The 21,343-nt window shown below is 67.9% G+C and carries 17 protein-coding genes; 6 read left to right on the top strand and 11 right to left on the bottom strand.

Translation table 11 applies throughout. The features are described 5' to 3' along the window. Position 1: 1 nt before the first annotated feature. The 7 genes from AC07WC_RS12210 to AC07WC_RS12180 all read right to left on the bottom strand — a co-directional run bounded on the left by AC07WC_RS12210 (position 2) and on the right by AC07WC_RS12180 (position 6,422). On the bottom strand, positions 2–1,354 hold the full coding sequence (locus tag AC07WC_RS12210) for a TadA family conjugal transfer-associated ATPase (RefSeq protein WP_495210234.1): 1,353 nt from the start codon (positions 1,352–1,354) through the stop codon (positions 2–4). Next, positions 1,339–2,616 (bottom strand): CpaE/TadZ family protein, encoded by a 1,278-nt coding sequence (locus AC07WC_RS12205; protein ID WP_495210233.1) that lies wholly within the window; start codon positions 2,614–2,616, stop codon positions 1,339–1,341. The genes AC07WC_RS12210 and AC07WC_RS12205 overlap by 16 nt, the downstream gene beginning before the upstream one ends. 25 nt (positions 2,617–2,641) lie before the next feature. Beyond that, entirely contained in the window at positions 2,642–4,012 is a 1,371-nt protein-coding gene (locus AC07WC_RS12200; RefSeq protein ID WP_495210232.1) for a type II and III secretion system protein family protein, read from the bottom strand. A 19-nt stretch (positions 4,013–4,031) separates the two neighbouring features. Then, positions 4,032–5,069: a Flp pilus assembly protein CpaB gene (gene cpaB, locus AC07WC_RS12195; protein WP_495210231.1), complete on the bottom strand. Its 1,038-nt coding sequence runs from the start codon at positions 5,067–5,069 to the stop codon at positions 4,032–4,034. Positions 5,070–5,088: 19 nt separating this feature from the next. Beyond that, positions 5,089–5,577, bottom strand: coding sequence for a pilus assembly protein (locus AC07WC_RS12190; protein ID WP_495210230.1), 489 nt, complete (start codon positions 5,575–5,577; stop codon positions 5,089–5,091). Continuing rightward, complete coding sequence (locus AC07WC_RS12185; protein ID WP_495210229.1) at positions 5,574–6,119, bottom strand: A24 family peptidase; 546 nt, start codon at positions 6,117–6,119, stop codon at positions 5,574–5,576. The genes AC07WC_RS12190 and AC07WC_RS12185 overlap by 4 nt, the downstream gene beginning before the upstream one ends. A gap of 114 nt (positions 6,120–6,233) precedes the next feature. Then, complete coding sequence (locus AC07WC_RS12180; protein WP_019184693.1) at positions 6,234–6,422, bottom strand: Flp family type IVb pilin; 189 nt, start codon at positions 6,420–6,422, stop codon at positions 6,234–6,236. Positions 6,423–7,214: 792 nt separating this feature from the next. Here AC07WC_RS12180 and AC07WC_RS12175 point away from each other — a divergent pair. The 3 genes from AC07WC_RS12175 to AC07WC_RS12165 all read left to right on the top strand — a co-directional run bounded on the left by AC07WC_RS12175 (position 7,215) and on the right by AC07WC_RS12165 (position 13,927). Continuing rightward, entirely contained in the window at positions 7,215–8,204 is a 990-nt protein-coding gene (locus tag AC07WC_RS12175; protein WP_495210228.1) for a helix-turn-helix domain-containing protein, read from the top strand. Between the two features lie 215 nt (positions 8,205–8,419). Then, a complete protein-coding gene (locus tag AC07WC_RS12170; protein WP_495210227.1) occupies positions 8,420–12,997 on the top strand; it encodes a YadA-like family protein in 4,578 nt (1,525 codons plus the stop codon). Between the two features lie 78 nt (positions 12,998–13,075). Continuing rightward, a complete protein-coding gene (locus AC07WC_RS12165) occupies positions 13,076–13,927 on the top strand; it encodes an outer membrane protein assembly factor BamE (RefSeq protein WP_495210226.1) in 852 nt (283 codons plus the stop codon). Between the two features lie 194 nt (positions 13,928–14,121). Here AC07WC_RS12165 and AC07WC_RS12160 read toward each other — a convergent pair whose 3' ends face one another. From AC07WC_RS12160 to AC07WC_RS12150, 3 genes are all read right to left on the bottom strand, one after another. Further along, complete coding sequence (locus AC07WC_RS12160) at positions 14,122–14,700, bottom strand: fasciclin domain-containing protein (protein WP_495210225.1); 579 nt, start codon at positions 14,698–14,700, stop codon at positions 14,122–14,124. A 148-nt stretch (positions 14,701–14,848) separates the two neighbouring features. Then, entirely contained in the window at positions 14,849–15,733 is an 885-nt protein-coding gene (locus AC07WC_RS12155; protein ID WP_495210224.1) for an acid phosphatase, read from the bottom strand. Between the two features lie 88 nt (positions 15,734–15,821). Further along, positions 15,822–17,465, bottom strand: coding sequence for a sensor histidine kinase (locus AC07WC_RS12150; protein WP_495210223.1), 1,644 nt, complete (start codon positions 17,463–17,465; stop codon positions 15,822–15,824). Between the two features lie 276 nt (positions 17,466–17,741). Here AC07WC_RS12150 and AC07WC_RS12145 point away from each other — a divergent pair, with 276 nt between their 5' ends. From AC07WC_RS12145 to AC07WC_RS12135, 3 genes are all read left to right on the top strand, one after another. Further along, positions 17,742–18,701: an AraC family transcriptional regulator gene (locus tag AC07WC_RS12145; RefSeq protein ID WP_495210222.1), complete on the top strand. Its 960-nt coding sequence runs from the start codon at positions 17,742–17,744 to the stop codon at positions 18,699–18,701. A 65-nt stretch (positions 18,702–18,766) separates the two neighbouring features. Beyond that, positions 18,767–19,546 carry a response regulator transcription factor gene (locus AC07WC_RS12140; protein WP_495210221.1) on the top strand — a complete coding sequence of 260 codons (780 nt, stop codon included), beginning with the start codon at positions 18,767–18,769 and terminating at the stop codon, positions 19,544–19,546. Positions 19,547–19,661: 115 nt separating this feature from the next. Continuing rightward, entirely contained in the window at positions 19,662–20,075 is a 414-nt protein-coding gene (locus AC07WC_RS12135; RefSeq protein WP_495210220.1) for a response regulator transcription factor, read from the top strand. 15 nt (positions 20,076–20,090) lie between these two features. On the opposite strand, the gene AC07WC_RS12130 is transcribed toward AC07WC_RS12135, so the two are convergent. Continuing rightward, on the bottom strand, positions 20,091–21,257 hold the full coding sequence (locus AC07WC_RS12130) for a hypothetical protein (RefSeq protein ID WP_495210219.1): 1,167 nt from the start codon (positions 21,255–21,257) through the stop codon (positions 20,091–20,093). Between the last annotated feature and the right edge of the window lie 86 nt (positions 21,258–21,343).

Below are 21,343 nucleotides of genomic sequence, written 5' to 3'. Positions count from 1 at the left end.
CTCAGAAGCCTCCGCCCAGGGCTTCGCGCAGCTGTCGGCGGAAGGGTTCAAGCTTGTGCGAATGCGGCTGGAAGCCGAGTCCGACCCAACGGTCGTACTCCTTGCCGTCGGCATCGATCTGCACCTCGTGGCGGAACATCTCCTGGGTGGCGATCATGTTGTCGGTGACGCCGGTGATTTCCGTGATCGAGACCAGTACGCGGCGGCCGCTGCCGAGCCGCGAGATCTGCACGATGAAATCGATGGCGCTGGCGATCTGCCGGCGCAGACTGTCCTCGCTGCCCTGGAAGCCGGCGAATCCGGCCAGCATCTCGATGCGGTACAGGCAGTCGCGCGGCGAGTTGGCGTGGATGGTGGCCATCGAGCCGTCATGGCCGGTGTTCATCGCCTGCAGCATTTCCAGTACCTCGGCGCCACGCACTTCGCCGACCACGATGCGGTCCGGGCGCATGCGCAGGCTGTTGCGGACCAGATCGCGGATGCTGATCGCGCCGTTGCCGTCAGCGCCGCCGATGCGGCTTTCCAGGCGCACCACGTGCGGATGGTTGAGCGACAGTTCGGCAGTGTCTTCGACGGTGATCACGCGCTCGTTGGCCGGGATGTAGTTGGCCAGCGCATTGAGCAGCGAGGTCTTGCCCGAACTGGTGCCGCCGGAGACCAGGATGTTGCAGCGGCCCAGCACCATGGCATGCAGCAGCGCCTGCATCGGGCGATCGAACGTGCCCATGCGCAGCAGCTCGTCCGGGGTGAACGGGTCCTTGCGGAACTTGCGGATCGAGACCATCGGCCCATCCACGGCCAAGGGCGAGATGATCGCGTTGAGGCGGCCACCGTTGGGCAGGCGCGCATCCACCATCGGATTGGATTCATCCAGGCGGCGGCCGAGCGGGGCGAGGACCCGGCGCAGGATGCGCAGCAGGTGACTGTCATCGCTGAAGCGCTGCGGGGCCCGCTTGAGCATGCCGCCCTGGGAGACGTGGATGTCCTTGTAACCATTGATCAGGATGTCTTCGATCTCCGGGTCGTGCAGCAGGTCATCGAGCGGGCCGAAGCCGGTCAGCTCCTTCACCAGTGCGTTGGCGACGATGTCCTTCTCGGCCTCGTTGATCGGAATCCGCCACTCGTGGACGAAGCCGGCGGTCTGGGCATGCACGTAGCGCGACACCGTGTCCGGCGCCCACGCGTCGATATCGATGCGTTCATCCTCGATGCTGTTGAGCAGGTGCTCGTGCGCGGCGATCAGCACCTTCTGGTACTGCTCGGACTGCTCGAACGGCTGCACGCCAGGCTCGGCTTCGCCGCCTGCGTCGGCGCGGGCGGTGCTGGACGGGAACGGGGTCACTTTGTCTTCCATGGGGAACCACTCAGGCGAAGGGCGAGGTGTTCCCGCCAGCCCCTGGCCGGCGCAGGGGCCGTCGGATCCAGGTGCGACAACAGCGGGGCAAGGGCACGCACATACGGGTCACGAGGCGCATCCTGCAGCAGCAGGCGGCCATGGCTGGCACTGGAACGCAGTGTGGGCCGATCCGGCAGGACTGCCAACAGGGGCAGCTCGAAGCGCGCGGCGATCTGCGCCGGGCTCAGGCCGCTGGCATCGTCATGGCGGTTGATGATCAGCTGCAGCCGGGCATCGTGCGCGCCCACCTGGGTGAGGTGGCGGAGCATCTGGTCCAGCGAGACCAGGGTGCCGATCGACTGGTCGGCAAGCAACCAGATCTCATCGGCACTGTTGAGCAGGGAGACCGGCAACTGGCGCAGCGGCACGCCGCCCAGGTCGCACAGCACGGTATGGAACACACTGCGCAGGCGCTGCATCAACATGCCCGGGTCCGGCAATGCCGTGCCTTCCAGGCCCGGCGGCTGGCCGAGCAGGGTGACCCCGGCCGGATGGTGGGCCATCGCGGTGCGCGCCAGCGTGGCGTCGATGCGTGCGGCATTGCGCAACGCATCGTCGAAATGGAAGGTCGGGTCGACGTTGAGGTACAGCGTCAGGTCGCCGGTCGGCTGCCCGAGGTCCAGCAGCAGGGTGCCGGCATCGGCGGGTGCCGCATCGGACGGGCGCGCTGGGTCGAGCGTCATGCTCTGCTGGGCGAGCACGCCCAGATGCGCGGCCAGGGTGCTGCTGCCCACGCCGGGGCGGACGCCCAGCAGCAGCACCATGCGTGCACGTGCCGGCGGCGCGGCGGCAACGCTGGCGCGACCCTGCGCACCCAGCGCGGCGGCGCGGCGCAGCACGGCATCCATCTCCTGCGGCGCACTGTCCAGATCGAGCAGATCGCGCAGGCCGGCGCGCAGCGCAGCGACCACGCCGTCCATGTGATCGGCGTGGGTCGAGCCGATCGCCACCAGCGGCAGCTCCGGCGCCTGCGCCTGCAGCTGCCGGGTCAGGGCTGCGGAAAAGGCGGCGTTCTCATGCCGGTAATCCAGCAGCACCACGCAGCCGGTGTCGCGCAGCGGCTCCAGCGCCGAGGCCGGTGCGGCGCTGTCCAGCCACTGCACCGTGCCCAGCGACGGCAACAATGCCGACAGCAGGGTGGCGAGTTCGCGATCCGGTGCAAACAGCACGAGCTTCATCGAAGCATCCCGTGGTTGGACCAGTTGCAGGGTGGCGGACATGGCGGGCAGGTTCCTGGCATCGGGCTCAGCGCGAGAATCCGGGCAGCTGGTCCGAGGACGCCGGGCTCAGCAGCCAGGCGCCCCAGACCGGCAGGTTCGGCGATGCCTCGCGCTGGCCCGGCAGCGGTACCTCGGTGCCCTGAGCCAGCGGCTGCACCAGCCGCGGCGTGACGATGATGACCAGCTCCTTCTCTTCCTTTTTGTAATTGAGGGTGCGGAAGAACGAGCCGATGATCGGCAGGTCGCCGAGCAGCGGCACCTTGTCCACGTTGGAGCTGACGTTGTTGCTGACCAGCCCGCCGATCACGAAGGTCTCCCCGTCTCCGAGCTCCACCGTGGTGTCGGCGCGGCGGGTGGTGATCGAGGGCACCTGCACATCGTTGTAGGTGATGCCGGCGGCATAGTTCAGATCGCTGGCTTCCGGCGCGACCTTGAGCGCGATGCGGTTCGGGCCGAGCACGGTCGGCGTGACGGTCAGGCCGATGCCGAACGGTTTGAAGGTGACCGTGGTGGTGCCCAGGCCCTGCGGCTCCAGGATCGGCAGCTCGCCACCGGCCAGGAAGCTGGCGCTCTGCCCGGACAGTGCAACCAGGGTCGGCTCGGCCAGGACCCGCGCCATGCCGTTGCTCTGCAGCAGGTCGATGTTGGCGTCCCAGCCATGGGTCAGCGATTTGAACACCAGCCCGAACGCGGACGAGAGCGGGTTGCTGATCACCACCGGGTTGTCACCGCCACCCGACTCACCTGCCGGCAGAATGCCCGGCAGGGTCGCACCGGGGCGGGTGATGCCGTAGTAGAAGCCGTTGTTGCCGTTGAAGTTCTTGTTGCCGAAGCTCATGCCGATCTGGCGCAGCACCGACTTGTTGAACTCGACGATCTTCACCTCCACCTGGACCACGCCACCACTGGCGATGGTGGAGATGTCGGCCAGTTGGCCGTCTTTGCCGACCGCCATCGCGGCTGCCTTGACGCTGTTCTGGTGGTCCAGCAGCGACGGACTCAGGCCCTGCAGCAGGCCTTGACCGTCCTGCACGATCAGTCCGGTGCCGCCGCCCTGTGCAGTCAGCGCGCCCTGGACTGCGCTGCGCACCTCCACCTGCAGCCGTTCCGGCTCGCGGCTGCCATTGCGCCACAGCAGCAGCGTGGTACTGCCCGCAGCCTTGCCGACCAGCAGGGCCTCGCGGCCGCGCAGCATCACCACGTCGGCCACGCTGGGGTCGGCGATGGCCACCCGCTCCAGGTTGGCTGGCAGTGACCACGGACGCTGCTCGCGCGTGTGCAGCACCAGCTCCGCATCGGCGCTGGCCAGCAACGGGCTGCCGATCAGCGCCCCGACCAGCAGGCAGCGTGGCAGGACGTAGGAAAGGCGGCGCGCGAGGGTGGGGCGGTTGGTCATGGGCTGTCTCGGCATGGGCTTAGCGCGATCCGCTATGGGAAGAAATGTCGCCACGGATGATCTCGATGCCGCGGTCCGCGCGCGCTGCGGCGCGACGCGGCGTGCTGCCCGGCACGGGCAGGACCGCAGCGGAGCTGCGCCCGCGGCCGGCCAGTGCGTCGCTGTCGATGCCGGCGTAGGCATCGTTCTCGGGGCGCTGCAGGGCGAGCCGCTCGTCGGCCGACAGTTCGCGGCGCGGGCTGAGCACGCGGTTGGGGGTCGGGAACAACGCCTGGTCCGGCAGCCCGATATCGGCCGGGTTGCGCAATGCCAGGAACAACTTGCCCTGCTGGGCGCCGAGCAGCAGCCGGTTCGCTTCGGCAACCGGCACGGCCAGGACTGCGCTGCGTGCCGGCGCCGTCGTGCCATCGCTGCGCGTGCTGCTGGACGACGGGTTGCCGCCGGTGATGTCCTGGGCACGGCTGTCTGCCGGCGGCGGCTCGCTGCCATCGGCAGGCTCGACGGCCACGCTCTGTATGTCATGCACGCCATAACTGAGCACGCGCAGACGAGACAACAGCAGTCGGGTCTGTGCGTCGCCTTCGTCGCGCAGCCCGCCCGACGCGCGCAGGTTGAGGAACACATCGACGAAATCGCCAGGCTGGATGCGGTTGCCTGCGGCGACCAGTTCGTCCACCGGCACCGCGAGTGCGCGCTCGCCGGGATTCAGGCGCAGCGAAAAGCCCTGTGCGATCTGCGCGGTCTGGATCTGGGTGCCGGCCGGGATGTCCTGGGTCGGTACAGCGCCGATCAGGGCATTGATCGACGTATAGGCACCGACCGGTCGCTGCGGATGGCCGCTGACACGCAGGTCGTCCGCCGTGATCGGACGCCCGGCCGGCAAGGCGGCGACGGCCTCGACCACCGGCCAGGTGGCCGGTTGCGCGGGTGCGCTGGCGGTGGCCGGCGTGCCGGGCGGGACGTGGCTGGCGCGGCGGCTGACGCCGAAGGCGACGATCGCCAGGATCACCGCCAGGCCGATCAGCAGGATCGCGGCGATGCGGGTCAACTTGAGCATGCTGTTCTCCGGAGCGTCATCAGTTGCCACCAAGGTCGAGTTGGGCGACGGCGGTGCTGCGCAACGCCCGCGGCATCACCCAGCCATACACGCGCCCGGTGCCAGGCAGGAAGGGGTGGGCGCGGTAGTCGTAGCTCACCTCCACGCGGATGCATTGCGCGGCCGGCAGGTCGGCGCAGGGGGCCGGCGTGGAGACGGTGATCGGTGGCGCGCCAGCCGCAGCGCAGTCGGGCGTCTGCTTGGCGTAAGTGAGCAGCCACTGCATGGAGCGTCGTGCCGCCAGGCACGCGGCGGTGCGGCGTTCGGTCGGCGTGGCATGGCGGAAGGCGGCACGTGCGCCTTCCGCCGACGCCGCCGACAGGGTCTGCTGCGCGGCCATGATCATCACGCCGGAATAGGTGACCAGCAGCAGTGGCAACAGGCCGAACAGCAGCATGAGCGCGAACTCGAGGGTCGCGATGCCGCGTTGGCGCGTTGGACGAGCGCCGCATCGGAGGATGATGCTCATGCGCCGGCCCCGACCTGCTGCTGCAGGATCCACCACAGGCTGGCGAAGGCCAGATAGGCGGCGTAGGGGATGCCGACCCGGCCCTGCCGCGCCTGCCGCCACTGCGCGATGACCGGCTGCAGGCGACGCGAGACCGCATTGCCTGGATCGGGCCGCGGCCCGGTATGCGACAGCGCTGGTGCGATGCGCCGCGCGAGGATCACGCACATTGCATGGGCACCTGCCAGCAGGCTGGCGATGATCCAGATCGGCAGCAGCGGTGCCGCGCCGAGCAGCAGGCCGAGCAAGGCGAAGTACTTCACGTCGCCGGCACCCATCCAGCCGATCGCATAGAACGGCAGCAGCGACAACAATCCCAGCGCGAAGCCGAGCAGATGCGTGCCCGGAAAGCCGCGGCCAGCCATCCACCACTGCCACCCAAGCGCCACCAGTGCGATGCCGGTAACCAGCATCAACCCGCGATTGGACACCCGCCGGGCGTACAGGTCATGGATGGCGACCTGTACGCCCAGCAGCAATGCCACCAGGGGAAGGAATTCCATGCGATATGTCCCCCGAATCGGTCGTGCGACAGCGTGGTCCATGCCATGCCATGCCATGCCATGCCGTCGCCGCGGGAGAGCCGGGCGACAGCGCTGGCAGTCAACGACAGTCGATCAGGCCGCGGCAGCCGTGGCGTCGTCGACCACTTCGCCCAGCTTGGTGAACAGATTCTCGAAGAATCCCGTGATCTGGTCTTTACCCACGGCCACCAGGATGCCCGCGATCACGGCGGCCAGCAGGCCGTACTCGAGTGCGGTCACACCATCTTCTTCCACGAGGAACTTGCGAACGGATGCATTCATGACGGTTTCTCCCTTTCCCAATCAGAGCCCGAACGGGCGGATACAGCCCCTGCTACTGATGGCGTTGCCTGGCTCCGCCAGGACGGCCATCTCTACCGCGCATCCTGCGCGGTGCGGCCCTTGCAGGCCTGCGCTGTCGGCCGGGCGGTGCCCGGCCGACATCATTGCCGGCAGCTCGCGTTGGACAGTACGGTCATTGCAGCCGCCTCGCGGCAACGGCAATGAGGGCGGTGGTGATGAAGGTTGCTGTCCATGGCGTTCCCCTTTTGTTGCTCGATCGCCGCGTCGGCCGGGCCGGGCGTGCTGAATGCGATGCTCGTCCAGTAACGCGGTATCCAATACACAAAATCGGCAGGCGGGTTTTCAACTTTAGAAACTTCCCGCTGCGTTTTCGCAGTGCGTGAGCCTGATGTAAAGGCGGCAAAGTGAAATGCGGGTAGAGATTATGTGAGAGTGGCGTGATGTCAACTATTTGACACTGCCGGGGCGCGCGTTAACGCTGGATTTCAGCGGTTCCGACCACATCCGGTGCGTCGATTGCGATGCTGTTTACCTGGCGTCCAGTTCGGGCATACTTGCCAAAAATGCGCATGCAAGGTGTCGCGTGAAACCGATGCAGCATCGGCTGAATGATTTAGCTGCGGCCACTGAATGATTTAGCTGGGCGGGTTGGCGGGCATCGTCGCGGCGGGTTGGCCGTAACAGAATGCGCAGCAGGAAACGCAGGAGTGCGCATCCGGTGGCCACGCGAGGCTGGCACCGGAGATCCAGGCCAAAGGGGGCATCACTGTCATGGTAGATGGTGTGGTGGATGACCAGATCGAGAGCGGGCTGCGGGCATTCGACCTGGCCTCGCTCAGCGGCGTGCTGCGTGTGTGCGATCTGGAGATGGTGCTGCTCGATGGCAACGGGCCGCGGGCCGCGATTGAATCCCGGGTCCACGACGAGGCCCTGTTCTGCACGGCGGTGAGTGGCTTCCATTTCCGCGGCCGGTTCATGTTGCCGCAGGACTGGTGCCTGCTTGGCCTGATCCACGCCACCGACGAAAACGTCAGTTGGTGCCATGGCATGCCATTGGCTGCGGGGATGGCGCTGACCGTGCTGCCCGAAGGCATCAGCGAGTTCACCCTCAGCGCCGGCACGCGCCTGACCCTGCTGCTTGCCCCGATGCAACGCGTGCAGCGCAAGCTGACCGAACTGAGCCTGCGCAACACCTTGCCCTCGGGCCAGGCGCTGTCCCTGTTCCAGGCCGGCGCGGGCAGCGGTGGCGCGCGCCTGGTGCAGCGCTATGGCGACGTACAGCAGGCGCTGGCCGGGCAGGCGGGAATGCTGGCTGCCGATGCCGTGGACACTCTGTTGCATGACCACATCCAGGCCCTGCTGGGCGCGGGCAGCGATGACCACCCCACCTGCAGCCGTGGGCGGCGCACGCATTATCTGATCGCCCAGCGCGCCGAGAACTTCATGCGGCTCAATCTGCGTCGTTATATCTACATGAATGAAATCTGTGACGCAGCCGGGGTCAGCGAGCGGGCGTTGCGGTATGCCTTCGAAGACCTGTTCGGCACCTCGCCCAACCGCTACCTGTCGATGCTGCGGCTGTGCGCGGCGTGCCGTGGGCTGTCCATGGCCGATTCCAGCCGCAAGTCGGTCAAGGCGATCGCGCTGAGCTGCGGACTGTGGGATCTATCGCGTTTTGCCGACAATTACCGCCGCGTGTTCGGTGAACTGCCGCGCGATACCTTGATGCGCGCGCCGGCGCAGATGGGCAGCCCGGCCTGATCGTCCAAACGGGTATCCGCGCGGCCGCCGTGCACATATTCGGCAACCTGCCGAAATTGCCCATGCCGCTGCCGGTTTTACCCGTCGTCTTGCCGGAACGCACGTTTGCGCTGCCGGAATGAAGTGCTCGCGGTTTGACCCCTCGACTGTAATGACATCCACGTGCCGTCAGGCACCGGTGATGTTCAACGCGTCCGTACACGGGGGAATACCTGATGAACCGTATCTTTCGATTGGTGTGGAGCCACCGGCTGAATGCCCTGGTGGTCGTCTCCGAAATCGCGACGGCGCGCGGCAGCCTCGCCGCCGGTCCGGTGGTGGTGCACCTGAAGGTGCCGATGTCGGTGTTGTCGCTGGGCCTCTCACTGGCGCTGTGCACCGGTAGTGCATGGGCAGGCGAAAACCAGACGCTCACCGACCTGCAGGCGCTGGCCGCGAAGTACACCGCGCCGCTGCCGGTGAAGCTCGATGCCGAAGTCGCGCTGGCAGCGGCCGCACGCGACCGTGGTACCACGCCGCTGCTGAGCGTGGATGCCAACGTCAATCTCAATCTCGGTGCCCCGGCGGCGCACAGCCGGCCGGCGCTGCAGGTGCAGGCCGCTGCAGCGCTGGGCGCGGATCTGCCGCGGCGCGTGGCCGCGCCGAGTGTCCATGCGGCGGCACTGGCCGACCTGGGCCTCGCAGCGGGCAGCGGCAACGGGGCTGTGTTGAATGCGCACGCTGGCGTCGATGTCGCGGCGACGCTTGCGCCGTCGACGGGGGCGGCGCAGGTGCCGGCCACAGCTCCGGCACGCCTGTCCACGCCGGCCGGTGCTGCGCTGGCGCTCAAGGCCGACGCGCATGCGAACGTCGCTGTTGCCGCCGCGCCGTCGCAACTGAAAGCGGCCCTGGAGACCAAGGTCGATGCGGCCGCACAGGCACGCCTGGTGGCGGCAGAGGTAGCGGCGAAGGCGGCGTTGATCGCCGAGGCCACCGTGACCCCCGACGCAGCGGATGCCGTACAGGCGTCATTGGCCAGCAACGTCGCCGGTGGCGTGCGCGTGGACGCACTCGGCCACGTGGTCGATGCCGCCGACCGCAATCCCAAGTTGGTGGACGCCGGCGTCAGCGCCGTGCAGACCAGCTCGATGGCGCTGGCCCCGAACGGCCTGGGCAATGCGCTGGGTGGCTTGTTGAACGGTGTCGGTGGCGCGGTGGGGGGCCTGCTCGACGGCGTCGGCTCGACGGTGGGCGCCATCACCACTCCAGTGCTGGGCGTGGTGGGGGCGATCACCACACCGGTGCTGGGTACGGTGTTCCCCACGCCGACGGCGCTGCCGCCAGGCAGCCCGAAAGGACCGGCACCGGCCGATCCCAACGCCGGTCTGGTCATCGGCACCGGCGGCCTGGTCGGTTCGCTCTCGCAGCTGGTCGGCCCCACTGCGCAGGGCCTGCTGGGCGGCGACGGTTATGTGCGCAACGGCAATCTGGCGGTCAGCAGCGCGAACGTGATGCAGACCTACTCGGTGACCAACGTGCTGGGCGTGCCGGTGGTCAACCTGACCCCGGTCGGGACGCTGCTCGATGGGCTGGGCAACGCCAGCACCGGGGGCAGCTCGCACCTGACCCTGATCGGCGGCGTCACCTCCGACAGCTACATCTACAACATCAACAACGGCAACCCCAATGGGTTGCTCGGCCTGCTCCTGCCCGATGGTTCACCGGCGTGGTCCAACCGCTGCGTGAACCTGCTGGTGGCCAGCGTGGACTGCTGGGCGGTCAACGCCGCGCAGGACTATCAAGTGCTGGTTGGCGATGGTGCGTTCGCCAACGGCTCCAAGGAGGTGGTGATCGGTGCCAACGCGCGCCACGAACTGCCGCGGCAGGATGCCAACGTCGCCTTCCCCGGTGCCGGGGTCAACGACCCGACCGACCCGACAGGCGTGCCGACCGCCGACTACGCCGCGCGCATGGGCCATTCGGTGGTCGTCGGTGACAGTGCGAAGGGCACCGCCAACGGCCAGACCATCCTCGGTGCCGAAGCGACCTCCAGCCAGGCCAACAGCGTGGCACTCGGCTACCGCTCTGCGGCCAACCGCGGCGCCCAAGCCAGCTACAGTGCCTATGGCTTGAGCGCGCCCCAGGTATCGGCAGGTGAAGTCTCGGTCGGCTTTGCCGGTGGAGAACGCCAGATCAGCAACGTGGCCGCCGGCAGCGCCGCCACCGATGCGGTCAACGTGGCCCAGCTGCAGGGCGCGATCTCGCAGATCGATGCAGTCGGTACGCTGGCGGTCACCTACGACGATGACGGCGCGGGCGGTGCCAACTACCGCCGCGTCACGCTGGGCGGCGGCACCGGTACCACCACCATCGCCAACCTCGCCAACGGCGCGGTCAACGCCGGCAGCACCGAGGCGGTCAACGGCGCCCAGCTGTTCGATACCAACAGTGCGATCGTGGACTACTTCGGCGGCGTCACCGCCTACGATCCGGCGACCAGCGCGTGGACCGCACCGAGCTTCCAGATTTCCACGATCTCCACGGGTGGCGCGGTCGCGCAAGGCGTGTACGACAACGCCAGCGACGCTTTCTCTGCCGTCGACGGCTCGCTGGTCAACCTCAACACGCAGATCACCGACATCCGCAACGGCGTCGGCAGCCGCTATCTGAAGATCAACTCCACCGGTGCGGAAGCCACTGCCGCGGGCCTGGACAGCATCGCCGTCGGCACCGGGGCCTCCGCCACGGCCGCCAACAGCATTGCCGTGGGTGCCGGTGCACTGGCTGATCGCGAGGACTCGGTATCCGTCGGCGCGGTCGGCGCCGAACGCCAGGTGGTGAACGTGGCTGCAGGCATCCAGGCCACCGATGCGGTCAACCTGGGCCAGCTGCAGGCGTCCGAACAGGGCGCGCTGCGCTATGACCTCAATCCCGATGGCAGCGTGAACTATGCCAGCGCCACGCTGGGCAATGGGGGTAGTACGACCACGCTCAGCAACCTGGCCGCTGGCAGCGTCACCGCCACCAGCAGCGAGGCGATCAACGGTGCGCAGCTGTTCGCCGCCAACCAGACCGTCGCCACCCACCTGGGAGGCGGCGCGGCGGTGGATGCCAGTGGCGTGATCACTGCACCGACCTACACGATCAACAACGTGGCCAGCAATGGCCAGGTCACCGCCGGCAGCTATGACAACGTCGGAAGTGCCTTCGATGCGGTCAGCACTTCGCTGGCCAACGTCGCCGACCAGACCGACAGCGTGGACCGGCTGGCGGTGAAATACGATGCCGATGCCAGCGGCAATGCCACCAACACCATCACCCTGGCCGGCGATGCCAGCGGCGCGGCGGTCGCCTTGACCAACCTGGCCGAGGGCCGCGTGCTGGCGGGCAGCCTGGATGCAGTCAACGGCAACCAGCTGTTCCAGACCAACAACGCGCTGGTCGGGTACTTCGGCGGTACCACCAACTTCGATGGCAATACCGGCATCTGGACCGCGCCCACCTTCCGCATCTCCTCGATCGCCACCGACGGCAGTGTCATCGCCAACGACTACAGCGACGTCACCGTGGCCTTCTCGGCGGTGGACGCTTCGCTGACCAACCTCAACACCCGCATCGACCAGATCCAGCCGGGCGGCAACAACCAGTACGTGCAGGTCAATTCGACCAAGGGCGCGGCCATCGCCAGCGGTGCCGACAGCGTCGCGATCGGGCCGCTGGCCACTGCGGCAGGCAGCGGCAGCGCGGCGATCGGTGACGGTGCCAACGCAAGCGCGGACAACAGCGTCGCACTCGGCGCCGGCTCGGTCGCCAGTGTGGGCGCACAGACCGGCTACACCGGTGCCTACGGCCAGGCCGGGGCCAGCAACTCGGTGGGCGAGGTGGCGGTCGGCAGCACCGGGGGCGAGCGCAAGGTCACGCATGTGGCCGACGGTTCCGAACGCTACGACGCGGTCAATGTCGGCCAGCTGCAGAACGGCGTGAACCATGCGATCAACGAGTCCAAGGCGTACACGGATACGCAGATCAACAACATCAACAACGGCACCTCCGGCATGTTCCAGGTCAACAACACACAGAACCTGGCCGCGCCGGCAGCGACCGGTGACAACGCCGTGGCCGGTGGCGCCGGCGCCGCCGCCGCGGGCAACAACGCGACCGCGCTGGGCAACGGGGCCAACGCGCAGGGCAGCAACAGCGTCGCCCTGGGGGCTGGTTCGGTGGCCAACCGTGCCAACACCGTCTCGGTGGGCAGCAGCGGCGCGGAGCGCCAGATCGCCAATGTCGCCGATGGCAGTGAAGCCACCGACGCGGTCAACGTCCGGCAGCTGCAGGCGTCGCAGCAGGGCACGATCCGCTACGACACCAACATCAACGGCACCACCAACCTCAACAGTGTGACCCTGGGCAGTACCGCCACCGGACCGACCACGGTGCGCAACGTGGCCGCCGGTACGGCCGGGACCGATGCGGTCAACGTGGACCAGCTGCGCAGCGGCATGGCCCAGACCCTGGACTGGTCCAAGGCGTACACCGACGAACGCATGGACTCGTTTGACCGCAACCTGCAGAAGACCGACAACCGCGCCTCGGCCGGCGTTGCGTCGGCGATGGCCGTGGCCGCGCTGCCGCAGCCCTATGAGGCCGGCCGCAGCATGGCCTCGGTCGCCGCGGGCAGCTTCAACGGCGAATCCGGGGTGGCCGTCGGCATCTCGGGGGTCTCCGAGGGCGGGCGCTGGATCTACAAGTTCAGCGGTTCGACCAACAGCCGCGGCGATGGTGGTGTCGCGGTAGGTGCCGGCATCCAGTGGTGACCGGTTCCGGTGCCGGCCATCCGGCCGGTACCGGGCCATCGGTCCGCATTCAACGCATACAGGGGGAACACCATGACCATGCAGCCCACATCCACCGCCCCGGGGCCGCTGCTGCGGTCGCTGGGCCTGAGCCTGGCAACCCTGCTGCTGGCCGCCTGCGCCAGCCACGGCGAGCAGCGCAGCCCAGCGTCCGATGGCCCTGTCGACGTCGACACGGCCAGCTTCCCAGATCCGCGCCACGCCACCTTGAAGGAGGGCCTGTTCGTGGACGTCGACAACCTGCGCCTGTTCGCCCGTGGCATGAGCAAACGTCAGTTGTACGCACTGCTGGGTACGCCGCATTTCGGTGAGGGCATGTGGGGCGTGCGCGAATGGAACTACCTGTTCAACTTCCGCAGCACGCCGGGCGGGGACTACTTCACCTGCCAGTTCAAGGTCGACTTCGACGGCAAAGGCATCGCCCAGGCAGCGCACTGGAAGCCCCAGGCCTGCGCGGCGGTGCTGGATCCGCCGCGTCCGCCGCCCGCGCCGCCACCTGCACCCGCGCCGATGCCGAGCGAGCCGCTGCGCTTGGCCGCCGATGCGATGTTCGCTTTCGACAGTGCCGTGCTCACCCCTGAAGGGCGACGCAACGTGGATACCTTGCTTCAGCAGGTCCGTGATGCCAGCCGGGTGCAGACCATCCAGGTGATCGGCTATACCGACCGGATCGGCAGCGACCGTTACAACCTGGTGCTGTCGCAACGGCGCGCCGAGGCGGTACGCGATGCGCTGGTTGCTGGTGGCGTGCCGGCCGCGGCCATCGTCGCCGAAGGCCGCGGCAAGGCCGATCCGCTGGTGCAGTGCGAGCAGGCGCAGCGCAAGGCCTTGATCGTGTGCCTGGCACCGAATCGGCGCGTCGAGCTGTCAGGCAGGGCACTGCCGCACTGATCGATACGGACCGCACCGTCCTGCCCCTGCATACCCCGTCGGCGCAGCCGTGCGCCGACGAGGGACCGTCTTGACCTGGCGCGCCGCCCGCACAGCGTGATGTCTCCCCCGTCATCGTTCTGAAGACGCCGCGCCAGGTCATCTCTTCCCTCCCACCGGGGCGGCCGCAGGCGAACTGCGGCCGCCTGGTCCGGTTACGGCATCAGGACCTTGTCGACCACGTGGATCACTCCATTGCTCTGCTTCACATCGGCGATGGTGACGTGGGCCACCTGGCCCTTGCTGTCGGTCACGGTAATGCCCTTGCCGGCAACGCGGGCCATCAGCGCCTCGCCTTCCACCGTGGTCAGGCTGGCCTTGCCACCGCCTTGCTTGATCTTGGCCATCAGGTCCGCGCTGGTGACCGCGCCGGGGACCACGTGATAGGTCAGGATCCTGGTCAGATCGGCCTTCTTTTCCGGCTTGAGCAGACTTTCCACGGTGCCCTTGGGCAGCGCCGAGAACGCCGCGTTGGTCGGCGCGAACACCGTGAACGGCCCGGGACCCTTCAGCGTATCGACCAGGCCGGCCGCCTTGACCGCCGCCACCAGGGTGGTGTGGTCCTTGGAATTGACGGCGTTGTCGATGATGTCCTTGTTGGCATGCATCGCCGCACCGCCCACCATCGGATTGCTGTGTGCCGCCATCGGTGCGGCCGGCGCCTGCGCGAACACGAGCGGGGACGCGGCAGCGAGACAGCCAATCAGTACGAGGCCTGCGAACTGGATCTTCATGACGAAACTCCCACATGGACGCGCCGATGTGACGCACCTTCAGCTACGGCGGGAGGGGTGGGGCGGATGCAGCCACGAGCCTCTTTTTTCACCCGTAAACCGGGCGTGACGGGCGCGTGCAGTCCGCGCGAGCGTGCCGGGAAAGCGGCTACAGTACGCCGGGGATCCTGATCGCCAGCGCCGCCTTCTCCGCATCACAGCCCGTCGCCTCGATGCCGTTGCCGCGCAGCGACTGGATCTCTGTGCGGGCGAGCGCCATGTCGCGGTTGAAGTCGGCGTTGGCATGCAGCTTGGCCAGCGCACCGGCGGCAACGGCGCGGCCTTCCAGCACATCGCTCTGCCAGTGCGCATTGCAGATCAGCCGGTTCTCGCCAAAGGCACGGCCGCGGGCGAGCAGCGCATCGGCCTGGTCGGGGCTGAGTTCGGTCAGCAGCAATGCCCAGGTCCAGCTGATCGCCGTATGCCCCGAGGGGTACGACCCGTCGGTGCGCAGCGCAGCCTCGTCCGCCGGCGCGCACGTACCTTCCTTGTGGAACACGAACGGCCGCACCCGCTTGTAGTGATCCTTGGCCGCGTAGGTGGCCAGGCCGGCATCCACCAGGGGCCGCTGCAGCAGCAGGTAGAGCGTGGGCGTCGCCTGCTGGGTGACCGGCACCCCGAGGGCGCAGGAGAAAGTGTTGGCCACCTGGGGGAAGTGCAGATCCGCATCCGTCGTGGCCAACGCATAGCGCGGCGTCGAACGCAGTTGCTGCGCGGCGCGGTGGATCGCCTGATCCTGCGCGAAGGCGGCCGAGCCCTTGGCCGGCGGCGGCGGCAACAGGGCGAGGCTGTCCGGCAGTGACCGACCGAGATAGCCGGCCGGCACGCCGGGTCGCAGTTCCGGCACCGGTGCGGGCGCCACGGTCGCCGGCGCAATCGACGGTGCAGGTGCGCTGGCCAGCGGCGGCGCCGAACTGCAGGCGGCCACCAGTGACGCGACGACCAGCAGGGACGCGACCTGAGGCCGCGGGTGGAGCGAAGCCTTCCGGTGCATGTCTTTCTCCACGTGCGGGTGTCGGGCCACTCTGTGCGGCCACGGGGCAGGGCACAACCGCCTTTCTACGCGCGCAGGGTCAGTAGTTCTACGGACCCGCGGCGGCGATGTCCTGCGCCGGCGTGCCCAACGGAAAGCGGACCTCGATACGAGTGCCGCCCAACGGGCTTGGACCTACCTTCAGACCACCGCCGAGCAGGCGGGCCCGCTCTTCCATGCTGATCATGCCGAGCCCAGGGGCGGGGGATGGCGCCGCATGGCCGGCCATGCCGATACCGTCGTCGTCCACCTGCAACAGCATCTGGCCACCCCGCACGCCGACCAGGATGTGTGCGCTGGTCGCCCGCGCGTGCTTGTCCACATTGTTGACCGCTTCCTGCACGATCCGGAACAGGCTCAGCTCCTGGTCGTCGCTCAGCCGCGGCGGGTTCTCGATGCGGCAGCGCACCCGCAACGCACCGCGCGCGTTGCGCTTGATGCAGAACGCATCCAGCGCGCTGGCCAGGCCGGTGAACCGCAGGATGCTGGGATGTAGTTCGTGGGAGATCGAACGGATGTCGTTGGACACGGTCAGCAGTTGTTCCTGCAGTTCGACCACGCTGTGGCGCTCTGCGTCCGGAATCTGATTGCGCAGCGCGCTCAGGCAGATTGAAATCGCCGCCAGCGACTGATTGACGTCATCGTGCAGGTCGCGTGCGATGCGCGTGCGCTCCTCTTCCTGCACCACCAGCATGCGCCCGGTCAGTTCGCCCAGCCGACGGTACGCCTGCTGCAGTTTGAGGTGGTTGGAGAGCTTCTGCTCGGACAACGCGCCAAGGAACAACAGTGCGCACCCGGTGCACAGGGTCCACACCTGGGCGGTGATCAGGTTGCGGTCCGGCGTCCAGAACGCGAACGGGCCCACGCCCTCCATGCTGAGCTGCATGCCGAGCAGGGCGACGATCAGCATGCCGATACTGGCGCCGGCAACGCCGAACATGATCAGCGCCCAGACCAACAGCGGAATCGGGGCCAGCACCAGCAACGGGGTGATCACGCCGTCGGACCAGTCCACGCCCCAGACGATGCCGAGCGCACTGAGCAGCGTGACCGCGATGATGAGCGGCTGCCAATGCCACCCATGGCGGCGCTCCGGGCTCTGCACGATGCGTGCCAGGTTGACCACGGTGGGCACGATCAGCAGGTAGCTGACACTGCTGCACAACACCAGGGTGAGCAGCGCACCCGGTGCCATGCCGATCGGCCCGCCCGCGAACAGCAGCGCCTGCCACCATCCGCACGCGCTCGGCAGCAGCACACATCCCAGCAGCACGAACAGGCCGATCTCGCGGTAGCCTTCCAGAGGGGCGCGTGCGCCGCGCCAGCGCAACAGCAGCCAGGCCACGGCGGCCACCAGAGCGAACTCGCCGGCGCTGGCAAGCAGGCGGGGCAATACCACGAACGGCACCAGGGTGAATGCCAGCACCGTGCCGGCGCATGCGGACAGCACGCACGTGCGCCATGCCGCGCGTGGGGTGAACAACAGCCAGCCGAGCAGCAGTGGGCCGGGAATCCAGAGCACATGCAGCCGGAAACCGGGCATCTGCGCGAGGGTGGGCAGCAGTTGGCCCAGTAGGCAACCCAGCGCAAGCGGAAGCGCGCGGGTAAATGCAATGCGAAGGGCAGGTGACGTGCGTGTGGAGGGGGCGGGGGTGGTGTCGTCGACCGGCTTGGCGTCGGGGCGGCAGTGCACGGCAACAGAGGGCTTCACACTCGCAATGACTGGCACGGGTACCTCGAGGTGGCGTGATGACGCTTCGGTTCGCTGTCCGCCCCAAGCCGCGTCGCGCAGTGGCGGGGCGGTCGGGCGAACCTCGGTGTGATGCATTTCACGCTTGCGGGCCCCCTGAGCAATCACGGCTTGTCGCTGTGTCGCTTCCACCCCACAATCGCGCCGATGTAAGCAGGTTGTCCGCAAGTGCGCTATCCGAATTCCGACTTGCCCCGAGGAGCTGGCATGGACGAACCGATGGCCCCTTACTCTCGTTTCGTGGTGGACGGCTTCGATGCCGATGCGCTGTTGGGCGTCGTGCGCGATACCCGCTTCGAGCAGCGGCTGCTGGCGGCCGGACATTTCCGCGCGTGCGTGCAGCGCCTGGTGTTCCCGGAATTCAGCCTCGACAGCGGCGCGTACACGCTGCCGATCTTCGCCAGCGGCAGTTTCTCGCAGGGACTGATCGCGCTGGCCCTGGCGATTTCGTGCGGGCGACCGATGTGGGCCAACGGCCGTTCGGTCGACGTGGGCCAGGTGATGGTGTTCGCCGAAGACAGTGAACTCAACGTCCGCCCCAGCCCCGGTGGCTGGCAGTGGGCGGTGCTGCTGATCCCGCGCGAGGTGCTGCAGCGTGAAGCCGTGCGCCGGGTCGGGCGGGAACTGCGGTTGCCACGCACCGGCTGGTACACGCGGCCCGCGCCACCGGTCGTGGCCGAGGGGGTGCGCCACGCCGTTTTCCAGGCGCTGGAGACGGCCGCCGGGTGGGAGGGATTGATCACGTCGGCACAGATGGATGCGCAGGCGTCGCTGTTGCTGGGCGCCTTCGTGGAGGCGGTCAACGCTGGCGACGCAGGTCCCGCAGCGCGGACGGAGCGCAGCTGGAACGCCCGCCACCGCGATGCGCTGGTGCGGCGGGCAGAGGAGTACCTCAAGGCCCAGCTGGAACGTCCGTTCGACAGCCGCGCGCTGTCGCTGGCGATGGGCGTGGGGGAACGCCAGCTCGAACGCCTGTTCCGTGACGCCTACGGGCATGGTCCTTGCCACTGGCACCAGTTGGCGCGACTCAACCGGGCACGCACGGCGCTGCTGCACGCCGATGAACAGGGCACGGTGACCGATATCGCGCTGCGCTTCGGGTTCTCCCACCTGGGGCGGTTCTCGATCCTGTACCGGCATGTCTTCGGGGAATGTCCGAAGGACACCCTGCGCAGCTGAATTCTGGTGGGAACATGAGGAATTCAGCCGTCACCGCATCACGAGGCCATCACGAGGTGTCTCGCATGTTCAGCGCGCTGCAGGTGGAAACCGATGGCAGGTTGATGGCGATATCCGACCGCGGAATCAGCAGTGCGTGGCGGCCGCACCGGCAGTTCAATCAGGGGAAGATTGATGTCAACGGAGGCAATGCAATGAGCGTCTCGTGTGCGCAGTGGATGGACGTACCGTTCCGTAAAGTCGTGGTCGCCGATGACCACATGGTGGTGGCGCAGGGCATAGAGCGTCTGCTCATGGAGTGCTTTGCGTCGATCGAGCTGGTGTCATCCGGCGAGGAGCTGCTGGATTCCCTGCATCGCGAGACGCCCGATGTCGTCGTCTCGGACATCAGCATGCCCGGGATCAGCGGGATCGATGTGATGCGCCGGGTGCGCAGCGAGGGGAGCAGGACACCGTTCGTATTCTTGACCATGCACGACGAATCAAGCATGGCAGCCGAGGCGATACGTGCCGGTGCGCAGGGCTACATCCTGAAGAGCGCGGCCGGCGATGAGCTGGTGCGTGCCATCAACGGCGTGATGGAGGGGCAGACCTACGTCACCCCGACCCTGGCCGCGAACGCGATTGTCAGCGCCGGTCGTTGCCAGTACGTGCTGACCGAGAAGCAGCTGCGGATCCTCGAGTACGTCGCACGTGGCCTGCGCTCCAAGCAGATCGCCTATGAGCTGGGCGTGTCGGTGCGCACGATCGAGTCACACAAGTACGCGATCATGCAGGAGCTGGGCGTGCATGGCACGCTGGAGCTGGTGCGCAAAGCCGAGCAGGAAGGACTGATCCGCCACTGAAACCCGACACCCGGTCCGGGCAAGTAGTTTTACTTGCCCGGCCACGGTTGTTTTCCCCTTGTCGCTCCAGCGACGGCACCCGCACCATGGCGCAGGCGTCCAACGGGCGAGTGCGATGAATGCGGTTCGTGTGCTGCTGGCCGAGGATGGGTGTGCCATGGGGCGCCAGCTTCGCGGCCTGCTGTGCCAGCAGTACCAGGTGATCGGCCTGGTCCAGGACGGCGCCTCACTGGTGCAGGCCGCGCAGGCCATGCTGCCCGATGTCGTGGTGACCGATATCGCGATGCCGGAGATGGACGGGCTGGAAGCGGTACGTCGCCTGCGGCTGCAGCGTCCCGTGCTGGGCGTGGTCTTCATCACCGTGCACGCCGATCCGCAGATGGTGACCCGGGCGATGGCACTGGGCCCCTGCAGCTACGTCCTCAAGTCCGATGCCGGCGATGACCTGCTGGCGGCCGTCGCCGCCGCCCTGAAGGGCGACCGGTTTGTCTCGCGCTCCCTGCGCGGCCTGCGCAGGGACGGTCGCTGAGCGGGCGGCCAACCGTCAGACCAGGATGCCGATCAGCTTCTGTGCCAGTTCGTCGACGGACATGGCCAGCAGCACCAGCGGCAGCAACGGCACGATGGCGTGCAGCGCGATCCAGAGCACGTTCCAGCGATTCAAGGGCAGGACCGCCATGCTGCTCAGGCCCTTGTAGACCCCACTGAAATCAGCGAAGGCGGAGGCGTCGCCGTGGTCGAGCAGGCTGTCGCCCGCGGCGGCATCCTGCACCGTGCGCTGCCAACGTTGATCGAACACCGTCGCGGCGCGGTTGCCCAGCGCGTCGAAGCGGTACAGCGCGTGGCGTTTGGCCCGCAGCATCACCGGCATCAACAGCAGCAGCGGGGCGACCAGCAGCAACGTTGCGCCGATCACGTAGCCTGCCAGCAGGTGGCGCAGGCTGTACAGGCTGCCGTCCAGGTACTGCATGTGGTTGATGCAGGCGCCGGCAAGCAGCACGCCGCCGGCCAGCGCGAGGATCGCGAAGCGCTCCTGCGCCATGCCGAGAAATGCCAGTCCGCCGGCACCGTCCGGATGCTCGGCGTGCAGTACCAGCCCGGTACGTGGCAGGCGCCACAACAGGCAGACCCACAGCACGAAGCGCCACAGCCACAGCAGCGCCACCAGCCGGAACAAGGGCACGCCGACCCATTCGTACCAGCGCCCGGCGGCGGTCAGGGTGCCTTGGTCCAGCCGCCAATCCGCGACACCCGGCAGCAGGCTCACCGTATCGCTGCCGAACAGCGGCGGTGCCCAGGCGATCAGCAGGCACAGTGCCTCGGGCAGCCAGCTGTCGCGCCAGCGCCGGATGCTGGCCAAGGTGGCTTCGAGTTTTGCCTGGCGACGTGGGTGGACCAGGCTGGCATGGGTGAGCTGCCGCAACGCATTGCGCAGGAGCGCATCCGAGCGCGGCGCGGCCAGTACCAGCAATGGCATGGCCAGCAGCAGGCGGGCCAGGATGGCGTAGTCGCCCAGCAGCGACATCGACGGGGTCGCTGGCCACAGCGTGCCGGCGAGGGCGGCCAACACGCTCATCGGACCGAGCGTGATCAACACGATGCCCAGTGCCAGCCATAGTGACAGCCGCGAGGTGCCGTGCAGCGCGCCGCTGGCATGCAGCAACCGATGCACCAGCCCGCCGCGCATCAGGGAGTAGTGATCCTGGTCCATGCGCATCAGGGAGCTGACCGGGCAGGGGAGGGAGGCGCACGGCGTCGTGCCCGCAGCGCGCTGGCACGGAGCATACCGCCGCCACC

Source organism: Stenotrophomonas sp. GW821-FHT01H02A, from assembly GCF_059422145.1.
Note: the sequence above shows the minus strand (reverse complement) of the source record. Positions and strands in the feature narration are given on the sequence as shown.